The organism is Streptomyces sp. NPDC028907 (assembly GCF_055564995.1).
The window spans coordinates 1-18,313 of sequence record NZ_JBVHVE010000027.1 but is presented as its reverse complement, the minus strand read 5'-3'; the positions used below and the strand labels follow the sequence as shown (position 1 = coordinate 18,313).

The following is an 18,313-nucleotide window of genomic DNA, read 5'->3' as shown; positions in this document are numbered from 1 at the left end:
CCCATCACCGCAGCTCAGGGGGTGGGTTCACGCTCCGTCTACACGGTCGTGGGCAGCGCTTTCGCGCCATCTTCGGTCACCCGGGTGGCTCCGAAGTAGTCCGGGGTGTCGATCGGGTCGAACCGGATCACAGCACCCGTTCTCGGCGCGTCGATCATGTACCCGCCACCCACATAAATCCCGACATGCCGGATGGCCCGTGAGTTGGTGAGGTCGTCCGAGAAGAACACCAGATCCCCCGGCAACAACTCGTCCCTGTCCGGATGCGGCCCCGCGTTGTACTGATCGTTGGCCACCCGCGGCAACGAGATCCCCACCGTCTCGTACGCGGCCTGAGTCAACCCCGAACAGTCGAACCGCCCACCGTCCGCGGCACTGCCCTCCCCACCCCAGAGATAGGGCGTGCCCAGCTTCTTCTGGGCGTAGTAGATGGCGCCGGCGGCTTGTTTGGAGGGGTCAACCCTGCTGACCGGCGCGGCGAAGCTCTGCTCCAGAGTCGTGATCGTCTTCACGTAGTTCTGGGTCTCCTTGTACGGCGGCACACCCCCGTACTTGATGACCGCGTACGCCCCCGCGTTGTAGGACGCGAGCATGTTCTTCGTCGGGTCGCCCGGTACGTCCTTCACATAGGAGGCGAGCTTGCAGTCGTAGGACGCAGCCGACGGAATCGCGTCATTCGGGTCCCATACGTCGCGGTCGCCGTCCCCGTCGCCGTCCAGCCCGTGCGTGGCCCACGTCCCAGGAATGAACTGCGCGATGCCCTGCGCCGCCGCCGGGCTCTGGGCCTTCGGGTTGAACCCACTCTCCTGATACAGCTGGGCGGCGAGCAAGGCGGGGTTGATGGCGGGACACAGGTTGCCCCACTTCTGCACGAGCGCCGAGTATGCGGCTGGCACGGCCCCCTTGGCCAGCGACTTGGACGCTCCGCCCACGCCGCCCGCGAGGTTTCCGGCGACGACGTAGACCCCGACGACGAGCAGCATCACGAAGCTGAGCCCCGCCGCGACAGCGGCGCCCGCCACGATCCATGCCTTACGCACCGTCAATCGCCCCTCGCCTGACAGGATTCCGCTCGCGCCAGTTTAGGAGCTTCCCACGTGGAAGCCGTCGCAACCGATGCTCTCGTAATCCGTCGGGCTGCCGTTGACGTGGTAGAAGACGACCGTCCAGTCACCTGGGTCGTTGGTGACGGGAATGGCCTCGTAGGTGTCGCCGTCCGCCGAGTGCCCCTGGAAGTCGTCCGGGTACACCAGGTCGACGAACCCTCCGTCCTTCCAGTGCTTGAAGATGTCCTGCGGCTTGCTCGTGTAGCCGACGCCCAGGTTCGGGGACTTGTTCGGCATGCCCGTGTCCAGATCGATGTCGTGCGGCGACTTCACACCGACCGAGACGTAGTAGGGATCGGGCTTCTTGGTCTGCGCGTCCGCGTACTTGAAGCGGAAGGAGATCTTCGCCCGCTGCCGGACGTTCCCGCCGTCGGCGCCATCGGCGTCGGTCGCGCTGTACTGAAGCTCCATCGGCGCTTGGGCCGCGCCCACCTGCTTGCACTCACCGCGCCCCGCCTCCGCCTCGAACGGGTCCTTGGAAAGAGTCCAGTTGTCGACGGATCTTCTGTTGTTCACGATATGGTCCGGGACTTTCGTCGACGCGGACGCGTCACTTCCGGACGGTGACGACGAAGCCGACGACCCGTCGCCCTGCGCCTGCGACCCGCTGCCCTCCTCTCCCTGCCCGTCCAGCATCCGCAGGGTCACAGCGGACGCCGTCCCCACCACCACCGCGACGGCGAGGGCCACGATCCAGGGCGTACGACGCGACCGGCCCTTCTCCGGTACGGCCGTCGGCGCCGACGGCGCGAGCGTCGGTACGTACGCCGGAACGGCCGTCGGCACATAGCCGGGCCCCGCGGTCGGCGGATACGCCGGCGGCGTCGGCGCCCCGTGCCCCGGCGGCACCAGCCCGGCCGCCACCGCCGCCCCGAGGTCCTGGGGCACGGCCTCGGCATCGCTGCTGAGCCGCCCGTAGAACGGGTCCTCGGCCAGCGCGGAGGACACCGCGCAGCGGGTGACGACGGCGTCGAGCCCAGGCCGCCGCACAGGGTCCTTCGCCACGCACTCCCGTATCAGCTCGGCCAGTTCGGGAACGACGCCGTCGACGTCGATGTCCTCGTGCACCACGCGATACGACACCGCGTGCGTGGGTCCGGAGCCGAACGGCGGCCGACCGGTCGCGGCATACGCGAGGGTCGCGCCCAGTGCGAACACATCCGCCGCCGGGCCGACCTGATTGCTGATCAGCACCTCGGGTGCGGTGTACCCGGGCGTACCCGGAGCGAGGCCGGTCTGCGTCAGAGCGGTGTCGGCCGCACCGCGGGCGATCCCGAAGTCGATGAGCTGCGGCCCCTGCGGAGAGAGGATCACGTTCTGCGGTTTGAGGTCCCGGTGCGTCACTCCGTAGCCGTGCACACTCGCCAGCGCCTCCGCCAGACCCGCGAACAGCCGCCGGGCACTGTCGGCCGGGAACGCCCCCCGCTCCCCCACCGCCCGACCCAATGTCGGCCCCGAAACATACTCGGTAGCCAGCCAGTACGGCGCCGCATCCAGCGACGCATCGATCAGGTTGGCCGTATACGCACTACGCACCGCCCGCACCGTCTCGACCTCACGCCGAAACCGCGCCAACGCCTCCGGATGATCCGTGATCTCGTCCCGGATCACCTTGATCGCGACCAGCCGCCCACCCGGCGACCGAGCGAGATAGACCTGTCCCATACCGCCCGCCCCGAGCCGAGCGAGCAGCGTGTAGGCGCCTATGTGCGCCGGATCCCGATCCTTCAGTGCGTCCACTGAACTGACCTTGCCACAGAGATCAGTTCACCGGGGGCCCTCGTTCCCCCTCCACCTCACCCCCGTTCCTCTAGTCCCCCGTTCTCTCCCCCCGCTCCGCCTCCCGATACAACTGCTCCGCCTCCACCCCGAACACCACACTGAACGACACGTCAGCAGTGGCCCCACCCCCGTCATGTCCGCCGAGCACGCCCACGACCTCCCCGTCCCCGTTGACCCAGGGACTGCCGCTGGTCCCGCCGCTGAAGCCGGGACACTCGACGCGCTGCTGGAGACGACTGTGCGGCGTCGGCTTGTCGGTGCACACGATCGGGGCCTGCCGGGCGTTGGGGTACCCGGTCACGGTCACCGCCGTGGCCCCGGTGGCCATCCCCGCGACGAACCGGTTGCCACCGACGACGTCCTCGACCCGGCCGCCCTTCCCATCCCGCCCCGCAGCCACCACCGCGAACGCCACGTCACTGTCCTCGTCCCGCCCGTGCACCCACCCCTCCGGCAGAAACCGCCGCCCGAGTTTCCACACCCCGTACGGCGCCTTCCCGTTCCGGTACCCGGGCACGAACTCGATGTCCGCGTCCCCGGTCCGGTCCAGGCAGTGCGCCGCGGTGACGAGGAGGTCGTGCCGCGGACTGTGCACGACGGAGGCGGTGCAGAAGCGCCGGCCGCCCGCGAACAAGGCCCCGACACGAGCCGTCCGCAGAGTGGCCGCGGCGACGGTGGTGACGCCGAAGGGGCCCGCCCCGTCGTCGGCGGCCGCGCCCGAGGCCGAGGTGACGGAGGCGACGGCGAACAGAACGGCGACGGCCTGGAGGGCGGAATGTGAGGTGCGTTTCATCGGATCCCACCGTTCCCCATGAAGGTGAGAAAAGAGTCAGGCTGCCGGGACGAAGAGGGTCAGGGAAGTCGTCGGCCCATCTTCGCCGACCTCCGGTTGTAACCCTTCGTTTCCCACCACTCCTCCAAATGGGCATGGACGAGATGCACGAGCTGCCGCATTCGGTCGGGAGGGGGCGCGGGCGAGGTGAGTACATCCGCCCAGGATTTGTCCTCCCAGGGCAGAGTGACCACCCAATGCTCGTCCGGGTGGCCCTGGCGGCCCACAGTCAGCCAGTACGTGAATAGCGCGCTGCGGTCCGGACGGTGCTCGACCGACATTTTGTTTACGTCGAAACGAATTCCGTCCGCCGTGGCATACGAGCGACTGAGGATCTGCTCAGCCGGTGTCTGTTCCTCCACGGAAACTCATCGCCCTTCATCGCCCTTCATCGCCTTCATCACGCTTCCGCCTCGGCCCACGCCCCGACCCCGGCCCCGACCTCGCCCTGCCCCCGACCTCGCCGCCCCTACGACTAGCAGCGAACAGCGGCCGCAGCGGCCCTCTGGTCCACCTTGTAGGCCGTCAGCAGGTCGTTGGTCCCCGCCGGGGTACCAATGATGGTGCGGAACTTCTCCACCCGTGGGCACTGGTTGGCGTAGGTGGAGTAACCGCCGCGGCCGTTGGGATCCCCGGACCATATGGCGGCGTCGATCTTCCGGTCCATCGTGCTGTTCCAGCCGTGCCGCGCCTTGATGTGCTTCCAGCCCCACGTGCTGGTACCACAGCGCAGGGTGAAGAACTGGGGCCCGCGGTAGTACTTCTTCAGAACGTAGTTCCGGCTGTGACTCCTGCACTTGGCGTCAAAGCTGTCGGCCCGTACGGAGGCGGCCTTCGCAGCGGCCGCGGATTCCGAGGACGACGCCGGAGAATCCGCGTAAGCGGAACCGGCGGCAGGCATTACCAGTGCCGAAATGGCGACAGCGCCACACAGCGCCGTCTTGACAGAAGTGTTGCGAAGCATGTGTTCCCCTCGTGTTCTCCCCGTGGTCAGCGGGGAGTTGGTGTGAAACGCATCGTCGATGACGCCGTTTCACCGTTTCATCGCCGATCGCACGCCGTCAACCAAGAACAACTAAGGTCGTCCTGACGCGTTTTTCACCATAGGCCACCCCACTGACAATCACCCGGAGCCCAACCGCCGGACCTCAGCAGGTCAGTTCCGTCTGCGGCGGCACACCGGAGACCGGGCCCTGCCGGATGTACCACTCCGTCGCGAACACTCCGAGCAGGCTCGGCATCGACGCGCCCGGCGCGGCCGGCACCTTCGCCATCCCGATCGATCCACCATCCCCGGCTCCGACCACCCACCTGAGTACGCATACTCAGGCACAGCCCAGTCCGCGACGGCAAACTGTGCCCCGACCACACAGCTGACTCGGCTGACTCGGCTGACTCGGCTGGCTCGGCCGACTCAACTGACCGAGCTGGCTTACGACTTCAGGGGGAACGAACGTGAGACGAACCAGCCGCGCCCTGGCCATGACGGCACTGGCGGCCTGCGGACTGACCGGCCTGGGGGCGGCACCCGCCACCGCGTCGACCGATGTCCTGCTGCCCCATCCCGGCCCGGAGGGTCTGGTGTGGGTGCCGGAGCACACCGGAGACGGAGGCGTCGCGTCCGGTGGCGCATGGGACAGACTGCCGACCGTGCTCACCGTGGCGTGCGAGGGCGGCGGCGACGTACGGGTGACGATGTCGCAGGAGTCGCAGATCGCCGCGTTCTCTGTCGACTGTCCGGCCGACGAGGCCGGAGTGGGCTCCGTCACCATGGATCCCGGCGTGGTCCGCCCCGGGTCCTTCGTGATCGGCGTCGACGCGTCGGCGGACAACATCCGCTGGGCCCTTACGGTGACCCAGCCGGAGTCCTGACCTGACCGAACCCTGCCCCAGCCCTGGTCCTGACCCGACCGGGGCCCTGACCTGGTCGGCCCTGGCCGGTGCTCCGAGCCGGCCAGGTCGCCCTACCGCTCGACCGCCACCCGGTCGACGCCACCCCCGCCCCCGACCTCAGCCTCCCCCAACGGCCGGCCAACCCCCGTCAGTTCCTCCGAAACCGTCCACAACCGCCGCGCCACCCCCGCGTCACTCGCCGCCACAGACCGCCCCACCAACGTCGGCCCACCCCGCATCTCGCCCAACCCGTCGGGTCCGACGTAGCTCGCGCCGGGCAGGTCCTGTGTCGCGGCGTACAGCGTCGGCAGCGCGCCCGCCCGGTCGTCCTGGGCGAAGAACCGGTTGCCGATCTTCATGAACCCACGCATCACCGCACTCCCCGCGTGGCTCTGCAGGTTGGTCGCGGCATAGCCGGGGTGCGCGGCCAGGGCGCGGACCGGGGAGCCGGACGCCGTCAGACGGCGCTGGAGTTCCAGCGTGAACAGCAGGTTGGCCAGCTTCGACTGGGCGTACGCGCGGTTCGGGTCATAGCCGGACGTCCAGTTCAGGTCCTCGAAGCGGATCCGGGCGTTGAACCACCGGTGCGCACCGGACGACAAGGTCACGACCCGGTCGGTGACGTACGGCAGGAGCAGGTTCGTCAGCGCGAAGTGGCCCAGATGGTTCGTGCCGAACTGCATCTCGAAGCCGTCCGCCGTCCGCTGCTCCGGCACCATCATCACGCCGGCGTTGTTGATCAGCAGATCCAGCGGCCGTCCCTGCCACGCGTCCGCGAACTCCCGCACGGACGACAGATCCGCCAGATCCAGGCGCCGCACCTCCGTGCTGCCGTTCACCGTCGCGGCCGCCGCCCGCCCACGCTCCGGATCCCGTACGGCGAACACGACGTGCGCGCCCACCCGCGCCAGCGCGTCAGCCGCCCGGAGGCCGATCCCGCTGTTGGCGCCGGTGACGACGGCGGTGCGGCCGGCGAGGTCGGGGAGGCTCGTGGCGTCCCATGTCTGTTTGGCCATCTCGGTCATCTCCTCATTCGACCCTGCGGCGTGATCCGCACCGCAGCCATGCCTCGAATGTAGGCGCCGACAACAATGCTGTCAATGACAACAATGATGGCGGCGCCAACAAAGATGGCACCGCCAACATCAAGCTACGATGAGCCCATGCCCGAGACCCGCCCCTACCACCACGGAGATCTGCGCGCCGCCCTGCTCGCCGCAGCGGAACGCACCCTGCGTGACAAGGGCGCCGCCGCCCTCTCGCTGCGCGAACTGGCCCGCGAGGTCGGCGTCAGCCACGCCGCCCCCGGCCGACACTTCAAGGACAAGCAGGCCCTGCTCAACGCCCTGGCCCTGGCCGGGTACGAGCGGCTCGCCCAGGCACTGAGCGCCGCCGAGGACCCCGCGCTCCCCCTGGAGCCGCGCCTCACCGCCCTCGCCCGGGCCTACCTCGGCTTCGCCATCGACAACGCCGCGCTGCTGGAGCTGATGTACGCCCGCAAGCACGAGCCGGACGCCTCCGAGCAGATGGCCGCAGCGGTCGAGGAGACGGTGGGGAGCCTCGTACGGGTTCTGGCGGACGCCCAGCAGAGGGGCGAGATCATCGACGGCGACCCGGAGGAGCTCAACCTCGTCACCGGCGCCGCCCTGCACGGCGTGGCCGCCTTCATCTCCGCCGGCTGGCTGACGCCGGAGGCCGCGCTGGCGGGCGTGGAGGGCCTGGTGCACCATCTGCTGCACGGGCTGAAGCCCCGCTGAGCCCTGCTGAGCCCTGCTGACGATCAGCTTTGGCGCCGTGCCCGGCGCGGCCGAGGTCCGTATTCGATCAAGGCCGGACATCCAGCGCACGCTCACCCGAGCGCCGCGGGGCGATGACCCGGTAGTGGTTGTCGAACGACAGAACCGTCGGCCGTTGAAGACGCCAGGCGAGGCACGCGTTGACGGCATCGGTCAGACCGATCTGCGGCCTGCCCCATGTAGTCACGCTGGATCTTCTCCGCTTCCCCAAGAAGTTTCGCGTCCACGGCTGGTACGCGTGCCTATCCAGCGGAGACAAGCGCACGCAGGCGGCATACCGCCTCTACGGCTTCCTTCTCCGAGGCCTGCTGATGCAGGAGGTAGTCCAGCTCAGCGGGAACGAGCGGGGACAGGACGGGGATCCTGGCCGTCCCGAAAGCGTCGATCCCATCCTGGTGCCGCCGGTCACGGCGATTGAAGGCGGCGAGCAGGACGCTGGTGTCGGCCACGGCAAGATGGACCGGGGCGGTCACGCAGCGCTCCCGCCCCGCAGGTATTCATGCACACCGCTCGCGAGATCCGGCGGCCCGTCGAAGGGGCCCCAGCCGTCGACCCCCTGCCTCCGTCCCCCGAAACCCCCGCCTGACCCCCGCCCCTGTCGGACCGTCAGCTCACACACCCCACCGACGCCCGTTCACCACAGCCGGATACCCTCACCCGCAGAACACCGGCACGACCCCTCACCCGACCGGCCGTCAGAAACGGCACCCGGCGTGAAGAGGCTTAACGACGCAACCACACGACAGGTTCCGCTCAGGCCTCATTGCCCGGCGTGACCTGCCGTGATACACAGAGTGACCATACGAGGTATTCGTACGAATCCCGCCCATCAATGACGCCAAGTCGACATACGACAGCGCCATTGTCGGCGAGAATGAGGCCTGACCTCTGCGCACCGCAGGGGGACTGCGGAACTACCCAACAGGGGCGGTGACTTACATGCTCTTTGCGGCCGATAAGGGCGACATCAACACCATCATCGGCGGGATCGCTCCGGACTGGGGTCCCTTCGGCGCACTGGGGAACGAAGCGAAGACGATGATCCAGGTCGTCATGGCTGTCGCCATCCTGCTCTGCCTCGGCATCGCCATCTGGGGCGCGGCCAAACAGCGCATCGGCGCGACCGCCCTGCGCGACACCTTCAGCGCCGAGCAGGGCAAGGGGCTGATCATCGCCGGTCTGACGGGCGTCTTCATCATCGGCTCACTGGGCACGCTGTTCACCATCGTGTACGGCATGGCCGTCTAGCCGGCTCCGCCCCGCCCGCCCGCTCCGGGCACTCCCGGTCACCCTCGTCCCCCACCCATCCCGTCGTGCCCACCGGCTGAGGTTGCGTTTCCCTGATGTCGAGTCACCACACCGCGCCCATGCGGGAACCAGCACGGCTACCGTCGTACTCCTACGTGTGTCCGTCCGACGTCGAGGGGGCGTACGCGGAATGAGTCTCGGAGACGAGCGGGAGTCCTCCGGCGAATACGGAGGCACGGGCCAGACCCGCACACGGCTGCCCGACAGCGGCGGTGACGTGTACGGCGGCGCGCGGCGAGGCGGCCGTTCCTCCTCCCGCAGCCTGGTCACCGTCGTCGGCGTGGTCGTCCTCCTCATCGCCGCGATCGCCTTCGCGAACCGTGGAGGCGATGACTCCGGTTCCTCGGCGGGGGACGAAAACCAGCCGAAATCGTCGACTACGGCGGCGAGTGGGACGCGGCCGGTGGACGGGAAGGCGGCGGGGATTCCCGCGAAGTTCGCTCACGACGAGCAGGGGGCGCAGTCGGCAGCTGCGAACTACTCGGTGGCGCTCGGCTCGACCGGCATGTTCCGGACGGACACCCGGCATGCCATCGTCGACACCCTCTACACCTCCGACGCCGCGGCCAAGCTGAAGGGCCCGATGGACCAGGCCTACTCGACCGACTTCCTCAGCAAGCTCGGGCTGGACGAGAACGGCAACCCGCCGGAGGGCAGCACCTTCGTCTCCCGCGTGGTCCCGGTGGGCACGACGACCCAGCACTACGACGGCGACAGCGCCAAGGTCGCGGTCTGGTACATGGGCCTCATCGGCATGTCGGGGGAGAAGTCGACCGACCCCGTCTCCTCGACGTGGAAGACCTGGACGTTCGACCTGCGGTGGACCAACGGCGACTGGAAGATCGTCGCGGACTCCCAGAAGGACGGCCCCGCCCCGGTCCCCGGGGACGACAGAGCCGCCGCCTCCGACGAGATCAGCAAGGCCATCGAGGAGTACGGAGGGTTCACGTATGCGCGCTAACCGCCGCTTCCTCAAGCTCACCGCGGCCTTCGCCGCCGTACAGGCCGGCACAGTCCTGCTGGCCACACGTGCCGTCGCCGCACCCACGCCCACCCCCACGCCGACGGGCAGCAACAACCCCTGCGACCTCATCGTCGGCGAGGCCAAGAAGTACTGCGAAAAGGACAACGGCGGCACCGGCGGCACGGGCGGCGGCTCCACCCTCGACGACCCCACCGCCACCCTCGACCCCCTCTCCTCCCTCGCCAAGGGCTGCGCCGAAGCCGCCGCCTGGACCGTCGACAAGCTCAGCGAGGCCGTGAAGGAGACCGCCAACGTCGACTTCACGAACCCCAAGTTCCTCCAGCAGTACGCCGTCGTCTTCGCGGCGTCGACGATCCTGACCCTCCTCCTCTGGCTCCTGGCCGTCGCCAAGCGAGCCGTCCGAGGAGTCCCCCTCAGCACCGCCATCTCCGAGGCCATCGGCTTCCTCTGGCTGACGGTGCTGGCGTCGGCGTTCACCCCGCTGATCCTCTACACCGTCGTATCGGCCACCGACGGCGTCACGGACGTCCTCGCGAAGACGACGGGCGACCAGACGGACACGTTCTTCGGCACGTTCTCCGGCGCCCTGGAGAAGGGCCAGGACATCGGCGGCGGCCCGATCATGCTGATCGTGGTGTCCCTGGTCTCCATCCTCGCCGCGGGCGTCCTCTGGCTGGAGCTCGTCATCCGAGCCGCCCTGCTCTACGTCGGCGCTCTCCTCGGCACCGTCGTCTACGCGGGACTGGTCGACAAGAACCTGTGGGGCCACGTCCGCCGCTGGGCGGGCATCATGATCGCCGTCATCCTCGTGAAGCCGGTCATCGTCATAGTGCTCGGCCTGGCCGGCGCCCTGTCCGCCGACGACGGCCCGAACGCCTTCTCGGCCGTCGTCTCCGGCCTGGCCATCATCCTGCTCGCCATCTTCGCGAGCGCGATGATCTACCGCTTCGTGCCCGGCTTCGGCGACGAACTCGCCGGCTCCCGCAACAACCGCATCATGCGCGGCGCCGAAGGCAAGGCCGCCGCCGTGATCAGCTCCCCGGCGACCCTCGTCGCCCAGGGCATCAAGACCCACAGCTCCCGCGCGGACAACCAGGGCGGATCGGGCCAGGGCGGCTCCGGCGCCCGTCCCTCCAACCCCGCCTCCGGCGGCGTCGCCGCGCACAGCTCACGCGCCTCGAACGGGGGCGGCGGATCTGTCCCCTCCGCCGCACCCGCACCCCGCTCGGGCAGCCCGGTGAGCACCCCCCACGCCAGCAACACCCGCAACAGCAATCGTTCAGGAGGTGACGGGCGTTGACGACCGAGTCCCACGTGTCCCACGCGGTCACGCCCCGCCGTTCATATCTGATCGGCCGCGCCCGGCCGAACGCGATCGTCGGCCGCAACCGCGAGACCGGCGAGATCACGCTGATCATCGGGGGCGCGTTCCTCGGCATGATGTGCGGGCTCCTCGTCCCCGTCCTGTCCCTGCGCATCGTGCTGCTGATGGGCTTCCCGCTGATCGCGCTGGCCGCGGTCTACGTGCCGTACAAGCACCGGACCTTCTACAAGTGGTTCGAGATCAACCGCAGCTACAAGCGCACCCTGCGCCGGGGCACCGCTTACCGCTCCGGCGCCGTCGAGGCCGGCACCCACCTCGACGGCCGCGAGGTCGAGGTCGGCCCGCCGCCTGGCATCGGCCGCATCACCTGGCTGGCCGCCCCCTTCGGGCCCGACGAGATCGCTGTACTGCTCCACGCGGACCGGCGCACCGTCACGGCCGCCATCGAGATCGAGGGCCCCGGCGTCGGCCTGCGCGACTCCGAGGACCAGGAAGCCCTCGTCGACCGCTTCGGCACCCTGCTGAAGCATGTCGCCAACGGCGACGGCTTCGTCACCCGCCTCCAGATGCTCGCCCGCACCCTCCCCGCCGACCCGGACGCCCACGCCAAGGACGTCGCCCAACGAGGCGACGACCGGGCCCTGGGATGGCTCCAGCAGTCGTACGACCAGCTCCAGTCCATGGTGTCGACGAGCAGCGAGCAGCACCGCGCGTACCTCGTCGCCTGTATGCACTTCACCCGCGAACTGGCCGCCGAGGCCCAGGCGATGGCCCGCGCGGCCCGCCCGCACGGCGGCAAGGTCGACCGGGACGCGGGTCTCGCGGTCGTCATGGCCCGCGAGCTGACCGACATCTGCTCGCGCCTCCAGGAGGCCGACATCCGCGTACGCCAGCCCCTCGGCCAGGGCCGCCTCGCCTCCCTCATCCACTCCATGTACGACCCGGACCACCCGATCGACCACATCCAGGCGATGACGAAGCGCAACGCCTGGCCGGCCGAACTGGACGCCATGGAGCCCACGTTCCTGCAGGCCAAGACCCGGGAGTCGTCCACTCGCGCGCCCTGGTGCCACGCCACCGCCTGGGTGAAGGAGTGGCCGATGACCCCGGTCGGCGTCAACTTCCTGGCGCCGCTCCTCGTCCACACCCCGGACGTCATCCGAACGGTCGCCGTGACGATGGACCTCGAACCCACCGAGGTCGCCATCGAACGCATGCTGACCGAGAAGACCAACGACGAGGCGGAGGCCAGCCGCGCCGCCAAGATGAACCGCACCGTCGACCCGCGCGACATCGCCGCCCACAACCGTCTCGACCAGCGAGGCGAAGACCTCGCGAGCGGCGCCGCCGGCGTCAACCTGGTCGGCTACATCACCGTCTCCTCCCGCTCCCCCGAGGCCCTGGCCCGCGACAAGCGGACCATCCGGGCGTCGGCCGGAAAGTCGTATCTGAAGCTGGAATGGTGCGACCGCGAGCACCACCGGGCATTCGTGAACACACTCCCCTTCGCCACCGGCATTCGGAGGTAGGACCTGATGCGGGACCCGCTGTCCGTCCTCACCGACGCCTTCACGTCCTTCCTCTTCGGGAAGGTCGAGACGACCCGGCTCCCGGTGCGCACGTCGACGGGCCAGGCCCAGGCGGTCTACCTCCCGACCGCCGCCCCCGGTCTCGGCGACTCGGGCGTCATCATCGGCCGCGAGGTGTACTCCGGGAAGGGCTACATCTACGACCCCTTCCAGCTGTACGGCCAGCAGCTCCCCGCGCCCCACTGGCTGGTCCTCGGCGAGTCCGGCAACGGCAAGTCCGCGCTGGAGAAGACGTACGTCCTGCGCCAGCTGCGCTTCCGCGACCGCCAGGTCGTCGTCCTGGACGCGCAGGGCGAGGACGGCGTCGGCGAGTGGAACCTCATCGCGCAGGAGCTGGGGATAACCCCCATCCGCCTGGACCCGATGGCCGCCCTCGACATGGGCATCCGCCTCAACCCGCTCGACCCCGCGATCACCACGACGGGCCAGCTCGCCCTGCTCCGCACGATCATCGAGGTCGCGATGGGCCACGGCCTCGACGAGCGCTCGGGCTTCGCCCTGAAGGTCGCGCACTCCTACGTCAACGAGACCATCCTCGACCGCCAGCCCGTCCTCACCGACATCGTCGAACAGCTACGGCACCCCGAGCCGGAGTCGGCCGAGGCGATGAACGTCGCCATAGACGACGTACGCGCCTGGGGCCTGGACGTCGCACTGGTGCTGGACCGCCTGGTCGACGGTGACCTGCGCGGCATGTTCGACGGCCCCACCACGGTCGGCATCGACCTCGACGCGCCGCTCATTGTGTTCGATTTGTCCCACATCGACCGCAACTCGATCGCCATGCCGATCCTGATGGCGATCGTGGGCGTATGGCTGGAGCACACCTGGATCCGCCCCGACCGGAAGAAGCGCATCTTCCTGGTCGAGGAGGCCTGGCACATCATCAACAGCCCGTTCGTGGCCCAGCTCTTCCAGCGCCTGCTGAAGTTCGGCCGCCGCCTCGGCCTGTCCTTCGTCGCCGTCGTCCACCACCTGTCCGACGTCGTCGACGGCGCGGCGGCGAAGGAGGCGGCCGCGATCCTAAAAATGGCGTCGACCAGGACGATCTACGCCCAGAAGGCCGACGAGGCCAGGGCCACGGGCCGCGTACTCGGCCTCCCACGCTGGGCCGTGGAGATCATCCCGTCCCTCACCCCCGGCATCGCGGTCTGGGACGTCAACGGCAACGTCCAGGTCGTCAAACACCTGGTCACCGAGACGGAACGCCCCCTGGTCTTCACCGACCGCGCGATGACGGAGTCCTCCGCCGACCGCGACCTGGCCGACGACGCCCTGCGCGCCGCCGAACTGGAGGCGGAGGAACGGGCGGCGGCCTTCGTGGAACAGCACCTCGGCGACTCCGAATCGACGGTGGCATAAGCCGGCGCAGGGCAGGGAGGCAGAGTGAGACCGGACGACCGCCGAGCACACCGGGACCACCGGGACGGCCAAGGGGGCATCCCCGACGGCCTGCTCATCGGCATACTCGCCTTCCTCCTCGGCATGACCCTGCTGGTCTGGACGGCCACGGGCCTCGCCGCCCTGCTCGCCCACGGCTCCTGGCCCTCCGGCGTCACCTTCACCCGCACCCCCCTGGCCATGCGCTCCCTGATCGCCCACCCGAACGACATCCCGGGCGCCTGGCCGGAGACACCGAGCGAGCAGCTCTCCGGCTACGGCCTGGTCTGGGGGCTGTTCATCGGCCAGCTGATGGTCCTGATCGTGCTGACCGTGTTCGTGCTGGGCACAGTGGCCCGGTGGCGGGCGGTCAGGGCGGGGCGGCGCGAGGCGAAGGCGACAGCGCCGCCGATACCGCATGAGGCCAGGGCACCGCACGATGTGGTCGCACCGCACGTCGTACCCGCGCCCAGAACGGAACCGGAACCGCAGCCGCAGCCGCAGCCGCAGCCGACGGGCCTTTCCGACGCCGACCGGCAGACGACGGCCACCACGCCCACGGATCTCAGCAAACCGACGGCACCCGGAGCCGACCCCCGAGCGTCTCGGATCCCCGAACGGGTGGGTGGTTGGGAAAGGCTTGTCGTAGCCCCAAGGGAAAGCCGCCAATCAACCGCAACCCAGGCAGTACACGACGCGGAGGGCGCCACCCTCGTAGTCACGTCAAACCCGGCCCTCTGGCAGGACACCAAGGACGCCCGCGCAAAACTCGGCCCCGTCCTCCTCTACGACCCCACCCACCTCTGCGACACCCCGTCCCGCCTCCACTGGTCCCCCACCACAGGCTGCGAGGACAAACAGACAGCGGTCTCCAGAGCCACCGCCCTCCTGACCCCGGTCCGCCCCACCTCCCGCCTCGACCAGGCGGTCAGCGACACCGCCGAAACGCTCCTCCGCAGCTACCTCCACGCCGCCGCCATCGACGGCCGCACGATCCGCCACGTCCACCGCTGGTCCCAGGGCGCCCAGATCCAGGACGCCGTACGCGTCCTCCGTACGAACCCGAAGGCGGCCCCGGGCGCGGCGGGCGAACTCGAAGCCGCCCTCACAGCGCACCCTGAACGCCGGGACATGGCACAGGAATTGACCACCAGAGCCCTCTTGGCGCTCTCCACGGTCAACATCCGGGAGTCCTGCAACCCAAACCGAACTGATGCCCTCACCTTGGATTCCTTCGTCCACGAAGCGGGCACGCTTTATGTGGTGGGTGAATCCATCGAGGACCCCAGAGCCAACCCGGGCGCCATGCCACTCCTGACGGCCCTTGCCGCAAGCGTGGTCGAGCGCGGCCGGCGCATGGCCGAACGGTCATCCTCCGGTCGCCTCGACCCACCACTGACGCTCGTCCTGGACGACGTCGCCGCCGTGGCTCCGCTTCCCCAACTGCCGGAGCTGCTGGCCACCGGAGCGGACCGGGGCATCCCGACCCTGGCCCTGCTCCGGTCCCGGGAACAGGCCCGCTCCCGCTGGCCGCACGACGAACTCCCGGTCTGAACCGACGAGTCAGCCCCGAGCGGCCGGCTCGTCAGGGCCGCTCGATGACGAACTCCAACTCGATGTCGTCCGGCTCCTCGCCCAGCGACACGGTCACCCCGCTCGGCACGAACCCGGCCCTCCGGTAGAACCGCTGCGCCCGTCCGTTCTCCTCGTGCACGATGAGCCGCACCCGCTCGACGCCTCGCGACCACGCCCACTCCAGCCCGGCGTCGAACAGCACATCGGTCAGCCCGCTCCCCCGCTCCTCGGGCTGTACGAACACACCGACGACATGCCCCTGCTTCCGCTCCACCACGGACCCGGCCCAGTCGGTCTCCCCCGGCTCCTCGACCAGCACGGTCAACGTCCCGACCCACACCCCGTCCGGCCCCTCGGCAATGATCTGCTGCGCCCGGTCGGCCCCCTCGCAGGCGTCGGCAGCCCGCTCCTGCCAGAAGGAGTCCGGCCGGGCCACGGCCTGCTCGTAGGTTTCCAGAAAGGCAAGCGGCGCGATGGGATCCCGCAGCGCGGCAAGCCGCAACTCCTTCGCGGCGGCCCACTCGTCGGCACGTATCGACCGGATGACATAGGCCCCGGGGCTCGTGGTGCTCATGGCCGCAACCGTAGTACCTGGGTACGACGTCGCTCACCGTAAATACGGCCTACGGACCCTGTGCCACCTGCCGAAAACCCCGCACGATGGACTCCGTGACGCAAGAGCGAGCGCCGCAAGAACGGGCGCCGGAACCCCTCACCCAGCACGTCCAACGCATCACCCGACGGGTGCGCGCCTTCGACCGACGCCATCCCCTCGTCTGGGACCTGCACCTGACCGGCTTCTGGGTGACGGCGGCCCTGATCGACTACTACGGCGGCGGCTGGCTCAACGTGGCCCGCGACCGCGACAACCCGGGCTGGCTCGTCCTCACCCTGAGCCTCGGCCTCTCCGTCCCCCTCCTCCTGCGCCGCACCCACCCCCGGGCCGTGCTCCTCGCCATCACGCCCTTCGCCCTCGTCAACGCCTGGACAGGCATCGCCCTCCAAGCCTTCCTGCTCCAACTCCTGGTCGTCTTCCACCTCGCCCTGCGCCGCCCGCACCGCAACCTGTGGTGGGCCACAGCCCTGATCCTCACCCCCATCTCCGTGCTGGCCGCCCGCCACCCACAGGGCAGCCCGGACCAGGACATCGTCCCCGTACTGATGTCCATCGTCGTGGCGACAGCCATCGGCATCACCGTCCGCACCCGCCGCGACCACACCGAGGCCCTCGAGGACCGCGCCCGCCGCCTGGAGATCGAACGCGACCAGCAGGCCCAGCTCGCCGCCGCGGCCGAACGCGCCCGTATCGCCCGCGAGATGCACGACATCATCGGCCACAACCTCTCCGTCATCACCGGCCTCGCCGACGGCGGCAAGTACGCGGCCGCCAAGTCCCCCGAACGCGCCACCCAGGCCCTGCACGCCATCGCCACCACCAGCCGCCAGGCCCTCGGTGAACTACGCCGCCTGCTCGACGTCCTCCGCGACGAGGACCACCCCCGAGCCCCCCAACCGGAACTGACCCCCCAGCCCACCCTCACCGACATAGCCCAGCTCCTGGAAGGCGTACGAGCCGCGGGCCTCCCCGTCCACACCACCACCCACGGCACCCCCACCCTCCCCCCGGGCCGCCAACTCACCGTTTACCGCGTCATCCAGGAAGCCCTCACCAACACCCTCAAACACGCCGGCCCCGGCACCACAGCGGCCATAGAGCTCTCCTACGAGGCCAAGGGCGCCGTCACCGTCACGGTGACCGACACCGGCAGGACAAGCCCCGCCCACCCCCCGCAACCCTCCGGCGGCCGCGGCCTGCCCGGAATGCGCGAGCGAACCGCGCTGTACGGCGGCACACTTGAGGCCGGCCCACGCCCACATCCCGAACAGGGCTGGCGCGTCCACCTGCACCTCCCGGAGGAATCCCCGCAGTGACCACCGTCCTCATAGCCGACGACCAGCCCCTCCAGCGCTTCGGCTTCCGGATGCTCCTGGAAAGCCAGGACGACATGACCGTGCTCGGCGAAGCGGCCAACGGCAGTGAGGCGATCCGCATGACCGCGGAACTGAGCCCCGACGTGGTCCTGATGGACGTCCGCATGCCCGGCCTCGACGGCATCGAGGCCACCCGCCGCATCACCGCCTCCGGCGACCGCACCCGGGTCCTGATCCTCACGACCTTCGACCTGGACGAGTACGCCTACGCCGGCCTCCGCGCGGGAGCCTCCGGCTTCCTCGTCAAGGACGCCCAGCCGGAGGAGCTCCTCTCAGGCATCCGCGCGGTGGCCACGGGCGACGCGGTGGTAGCCCCCAGCCTCACCCGCCGCCTCCTCGACGCATACGCCCACCATCTACCGGCCAACTCCCCTGCCGGCAGCCCGGCCTCGACGTCCCCGGACCCCCGCCTCACACCCCTCACCGACCGCGAACGCGAGATCCTCAAGGTGATCGGCCAGGGCTGGACCAACACGGAGATAGCCACGCGCCTCCACCTGGCCGAGTCCACCGTGAAGACCCACGTGGGCCGCGTCCTCGCGAAGACCGGATCCCGGGACCGAATTCAAGCGGTGATTCTGGCGTACGACACGGGCCTGGTGCAGCCCTCCTGAAACGCGAAAAGGCCCACACCGTAAGGTGTGGGCCTTTTCTAAAATTTGTTCGGCGGCGTCCTACTCTCCCACAGGGTCCCCCCTGCAGTACCATCGGCGCTGTAAGGCTTAGCTTCCGGGTTCGGAATGTAACCGGG

The 18,313-nt window shown here is 69.4% G+C and carries 19 protein-coding genes and 1 rRNA gene; 10 read left to right on the top strand and 10 right to left on the bottom strand.

The genetic code is table 11. The features are described 5' to 3' along the window. Positions 1 to 38 precede the first annotated feature (38 nt). The 6 genes from ACZ4UU_RS43580 to ACZ4UU_RS43555 all read right to left on the bottom strand — a co-directional run bounded on the left by ACZ4UU_RS43580 (position 39) and on the right by ACZ4UU_RS43555 (position 4,994). The gene (locus tag ACZ4UU_RS43580; protein ID WP_471909035.1) at positions 39 to 983 is read right to left on the bottom strand and encodes a C40 family peptidase; all 945 of its coding nucleotides are present in this window, start codon (positions 981 to 983) and stop codon (positions 39 to 41) included. Between the two features lie 99 nt (positions 984 to 1,082). Beyond that, a complete protein-coding gene (locus ACZ4UU_RS43575; RefSeq protein WP_471908996.1) occupies positions 1,083 to 2,846 on the bottom strand; it encodes a serine/threonine-protein kinase in 1,764 nt (587 codons plus the stop codon). 70 nt (positions 2,847 to 2,916) lie between these two features. Then, entirely contained in the window at positions 2,917 to 3,681 is a 765-nt protein-coding gene (locus ACZ4UU_RS43570; protein ID WP_471908995.1) for a trypsin-like serine peptidase, read from the bottom strand. A gap of 59 nt (positions 3,682 to 3,740) precedes the next feature. Further along, positions 3,741 to 4,082 carry a hypothetical protein gene (locus ACZ4UU_RS43565; RefSeq protein WP_471908994.1) on the bottom strand — a complete coding sequence of 114 codons (342 nt, stop codon included), beginning with the start codon at positions 4,080 to 4,082 and terminating at the stop codon, positions 3,741 to 3,743. A gap of 113 nt (positions 4,083 to 4,195) precedes the next feature. Further along, positions 4,196 to 4,684, bottom strand: coding sequence for a hypothetical protein (locus ACZ4UU_RS43560; RefSeq protein ID WP_471908993.1), 489 nt, complete (start codon positions 4,682 to 4,684; stop codon positions 4,196 to 4,198). A gap of 184 nt (positions 4,685 to 4,868) precedes the next feature. Next, positions 4,869 to 4,994, bottom strand: coding sequence for a hypothetical protein (locus ACZ4UU_RS43555; RefSeq protein ID WP_471908992.1), 126 nt, complete (start codon positions 4,992 to 4,994; stop codon positions 4,869 to 4,871). 181 nt (positions 4,995 to 5,175) lie between these two features. Here ACZ4UU_RS43555 and ACZ4UU_RS43550 point away from each other — a divergent pair, with 181 nt between their 5' ends. Then, complete coding sequence (locus ACZ4UU_RS43550; protein WP_471908991.1) at positions 5,176 to 5,592, top strand: hypothetical protein; 417 nt, start codon at positions 5,176 to 5,178, stop codon at positions 5,590 to 5,592. Between the two features lie 92 nt (positions 5,593 to 5,684). Here ACZ4UU_RS43550 and ACZ4UU_RS43545 read toward each other — a convergent pair whose 3' ends face one another. Beyond that, complete coding sequence (locus tag ACZ4UU_RS43545; protein ID WP_471908990.1) at positions 5,685 to 6,638, bottom strand: oxidoreductase; 954 nt, start codon at positions 6,636 to 6,638, stop codon at positions 5,685 to 5,687. Between the two features lie 138 nt (positions 6,639 to 6,776). Between ACZ4UU_RS43545 and ACZ4UU_RS43540 the strand changes: the two genes are divergently transcribed. Continuing rightward, positions 6,777 to 7,370 (top strand): TetR/AcrR family transcriptional regulator, encoded by a 594-nt coding sequence (locus ACZ4UU_RS43540; protein WP_471908989.1) that lies wholly within the window; start codon positions 6,777 to 6,779, stop codon positions 7,368 to 7,370. A gap of 281 nt (positions 7,371 to 7,651) precedes the next feature. Here the strand turns inward: ACZ4UU_RS43540 and ACZ4UU_RS43535 are convergent, their stop codons facing one another. Then, on the bottom strand, positions 7,652 to 7,882 hold the full coding sequence (locus ACZ4UU_RS43535) for a hypothetical protein (protein ID WP_471908988.1): 231 nt from the start codon (positions 7,880 to 7,882) through the stop codon (positions 7,652 to 7,654). Positions 7,883 to 8,348: 466 nt separating this feature from the next. On the opposite strand from ACZ4UU_RS43535, the gene ACZ4UU_RS43530 reads away from it, so the two are divergent. From ACZ4UU_RS43530 to ACZ4UU_RS43505, 6 genes are all read left to right on the top strand, one after another. Continuing rightward, entirely contained in the window at positions 8,349 to 8,657 is a 309-nt protein-coding gene (locus tag ACZ4UU_RS43530) for a hypothetical protein (protein WP_062723864.1), read from the top strand. Positions 8,658 to 8,847: 190 nt separating this feature from the next. Further along, on the top strand, positions 8,848 to 9,678 hold the full coding sequence (locus tag ACZ4UU_RS43525; RefSeq protein WP_471908987.1) for a hypothetical protein: 831 nt from the start codon (positions 8,848 to 8,850) through the stop codon (positions 9,676 to 9,678). Next, positions 9,668 to 11,002: a hypothetical protein gene (locus ACZ4UU_RS43520; protein WP_471908986.1), complete on the top strand. Its 1,335-nt coding sequence runs from the start codon at positions 9,668 to 9,670 to the stop codon at positions 11,000 to 11,002. Before ACZ4UU_RS43525 ends, ACZ4UU_RS43520 begins: the two co-directional genes overlap by 11 nt. Then, on the top strand, positions 10,999 to 12,555 hold the full coding sequence (locus tag ACZ4UU_RS43515; protein ID WP_471908985.1) for an SCO6880 family protein: 1,557 nt from the start codon (positions 10,999 to 11,001) through the stop codon (positions 12,553 to 12,555). The genes ACZ4UU_RS43520 and ACZ4UU_RS43515 overlap by 4 nt, the downstream gene beginning before the upstream one ends. 6 nt (positions 12,556 to 12,561) lie before the next feature. Beyond that, entirely contained in the window at positions 12,562 to 13,977 is a 1,416-nt protein-coding gene (locus tag ACZ4UU_RS43510; protein WP_471908984.1) for an ATP-binding protein, read from the top strand. 24 nt (positions 13,978 to 14,001) lie between these two features. Then, on the top strand, positions 14,002 to 15,549 hold the full coding sequence (locus tag ACZ4UU_RS43505; RefSeq protein ID WP_471908983.1) for a type IV secretory system conjugative DNA transfer family protein: 1,548 nt from the start codon (positions 14,002 to 14,004) through the stop codon (positions 15,547 to 15,549). 31 nt (positions 15,550 to 15,580) lie between these two features. On the opposite strand, the gene ACZ4UU_RS43500 is transcribed toward ACZ4UU_RS43505, so the two are convergent. Next, positions 15,581 to 16,144, bottom strand: a complete 564-nt coding sequence (locus ACZ4UU_RS43500) for a GNAT family N-acetyltransferase (RefSeq protein ID WP_471908982.1) — start codon at positions 16,142 to 16,144, stop codon at positions 15,581 to 15,583. Between the two features lie 86 nt (positions 16,145 to 16,230). Between ACZ4UU_RS43500 and ACZ4UU_RS43495 the strand changes: the two genes are divergently transcribed. Both ACZ4UU_RS43495 and ACZ4UU_RS43490 read left to right on the top strand, forming a co-directional pair. Continuing rightward, positions 16,231 to 17,502 carry a sensor histidine kinase gene (locus ACZ4UU_RS43495; protein WP_471908981.1) on the top strand — a complete coding sequence of 424 codons (1,272 nt, stop codon included), beginning with the start codon at positions 16,231 to 16,233 and terminating at the stop codon, positions 17,500 to 17,502. Further along, complete coding sequence (locus ACZ4UU_RS43490; RefSeq protein WP_471908980.1) at positions 17,499 to 18,176, top strand: response regulator; 678 nt, start codon at positions 17,499 to 17,501, stop codon at positions 18,174 to 18,176. Before ACZ4UU_RS43495 ends, ACZ4UU_RS43490 begins: the two co-directional genes overlap by 4 nt. A gap of 47 nt (positions 18,177 to 18,223) precedes the next feature. On the opposite strand, the gene rrf is transcribed toward ACZ4UU_RS43490, so the two are convergent. Continuing rightward, positions 18,224 to 18,313 (bottom strand): 5S ribosomal RNA (rrf, locus tag ACZ4UU_RS43485); the annotation flags it as partial.

Bases quoted from the DNA above. Each gene is read 5' to 3' on its own strand.
- ACZ4UU_RS43580 (WP_471909035.1), bottom strand. From the start codon at position 983: ATGCTGCTCGTCGTCGGGGTCTACGTCGTCGCCGGAAACCTCGCGGGC.
- ACZ4UU_RS43570 (WP_471908995.1), bottom strand. From the start codon at position 3,681: ATGAAACGCACCTCACATTCCGCCCTCCAGGCCGTCGCCGTTCTGTTC.
- ACZ4UU_RS43560 (WP_471908993.1), bottom strand. From the start codon at position 4,684: ATGCTTCGCAACACTTCTGTCAAGACGGCGCTGTGTGGCGCTGTCGCC.
- ACZ4UU_RS43555 (WP_471908992.1), bottom strand. From the start codon at position 4,994: ATGGCGAAGGTGCCGGCCGCGCCGGGCGCGTCGATGCCGAGCCTGCTC.
- ACZ4UU_RS43545 (WP_471908990.1), bottom strand. From the start codon at position 6,638: ATGACCGAGATGGCCAAACAGACATGGGACGCCACGAGCCTCCCCGAC.
- ACZ4UU_RS43540 (WP_471908989.1), top strand. From the start codon at position 6,777: ATGCCCGAGACCCGCCCCTACCACCACGGAGATCTGCGCGCCGCCCTG.
- ACZ4UU_RS43530 (WP_062723864.1), top strand. From the start codon at position 8,349: ATGCTCTTTGCGGCCGATAAGGGCGACATCAACACCATCATCGGCGGG.
- ACZ4UU_RS43525 (WP_471908987.1), top strand. From the start codon at position 8,848: ATGAGTCTCGGAGACGAGCGGGAGTCCTCCGGCGAATACGGAGGCACG.
- ACZ4UU_RS43520 (WP_471908986.1), top strand. From the start codon at position 9,668: ATGCGCGCTAACCGCCGCTTCCTCAAGCTCACCGCGGCCTTCGCCGCC.
- ACZ4UU_RS43510 (WP_471908984.1), top strand. From the start codon at position 12,562: ATGCGGGACCCGCTGTCCGTCCTCACCGACGCCTTCACGTCCTTCCTC.
- ACZ4UU_RS43500 (WP_471908982.1), bottom strand. From the start codon at position 16,144: ATGAGCACCACGAGCCCCGGGGCCTATGTCATCCGGTCGATACGTGCC.
- ACZ4UU_RS43495 (WP_471908981.1), top strand. From the start codon at position 16,231: ATGGACTCCGTGACGCAAGAGCGAGCGCCGCAAGAACGGGCGCCGGAA.